The organism is Ekhidna sp. ABH4_415 (assembly GCF_056161305.1).
The window spans coordinates 1-271 of sequence record NZ_JBSWYW010000033.1 but is presented as its reverse complement, the minus strand read 5'-3'; the positions used below and the strand labels follow the sequence as shown (position 1 = coordinate 271).

Annotated in this window: 1 protein-coding gene; it reads left to right on the top strand. The window is 55.4% G+C overall.

The window, feature by feature from the left end; translation table 11 throughout:
- Positions 1-76: 76 nt before the first annotated feature.
- Positions 77-271: hypothetical protein (locus tag ACXAH9_RS17190; protein WP_474896086.1), on the top strand; the 195-nt coding region annotated here is incomplete at its 3' end.

Below are 271 nucleotides of genomic sequence, written 5' to 3'. Positions count from 1 at the left end.
CCAGACGTTAAATGAGGCGTACATCGATGGCAACACGATCACCGCGACAGATTTAGAAGGCGATGTGACGGTGAACTTGAGTGAGACGACCGACTTTGTGATCCAGGATGCGGGGGTAGCGACGTTCACCGTAGCGGACAATGGTCAGGTAACGAGTGTGGGCAATGTGGACGCACAGAATGGCTTAGATGTGACGGGAGCGAACCTGACGGTAGGCGCTACGACGATCGACCCAAGTACGGGCAATGCGAGTGTGGCAGGTACTTTGGGT